This is a genomic window from Brevundimonas sp., assembly GCF_046293315.1.
Lineage (GTDB): Bacteria > Pseudomonadota > Alphaproteobacteria > Caulobacterales > Caulobacteraceae > Brevundimonas.
Genome location: NZ_JBKBPF010000061.1, coordinates 1 through 700 on the forward strand (window position 1 = coordinate 1; position 700 = coordinate 700).

At 65.4% G+C, this 700-nt stretch carries 1 protein-coding gene; it reads right to left on the reverse strand.

The window, feature by feature from the left end:
• A partial coding sequence (locus ACK4SE_RS14015; protein ID WP_409693944.1) for a M16 family metallopeptidase occupies positions 1-614 on the reverse strand: 614 nt, incomplete at its 3' end.
• Positions 615-700 lie beyond the last annotated feature (86 nt).

Below are 700 nucleotides of genomic sequence, written 5' to 3' on the forward strand. Positions count from 1 at the left end.
GTCGCCGCCTCGATGTCCTGTAGGTCGCCGTAGAAATTGTGCGCGTTGTGCCAGTTGCGGAACGCCGCCTGGGGCAGCTCCAACCAGGTCCAGCCGCCGTATGGCTGATTGTGCAGGGCGGCCTTCACCTCATTGGCGACCACCGCCTTCTGATTGGCCAGCTTCTCGGACTGGATCACCGGCCGCGCCATGCGGTCAGCCTCGCCCCACAGCATGAACTCCAGCTGGTTCGTCGGCGCCGTCTCCCAGTAACGGGTGAAGTCGAATCGGGTCGAGCCGCCGATCTGGCCGCCCGCCGCGGCGATGCTGTTGAAGAAATCCGGCAGATTTTCCGAGCCCTGGAACATCAGGTGCTCGAACAGATGGGCGAAACCGGTGCGGCCCCGGGGCTCCACGCGAAAGCCCACGCCATAATAGACGCCGACCGTCACCGTCGGAGCCGAGACGTCACGCGCCAGAACCACCCTCAGGCCGTTGTCGAGCTTATAATACTCGGCCTCGACGTGAAACCGGGCGCCCGCAGGCTCGGCCCGGGCCGAGCCTGCGGATGCGGCGACCGACGCCCCGACCAGAAGGAGGACGACGACCAGGCGCAAGGCGATGAGGTTCGGCACGCGGTTCTCCCGATGAGGCAGGACGCTCATCGGGAGGCCGGATCGTGGCGGGATTCTGTCTAATGAGCCCGCTTGATCGAATCCTT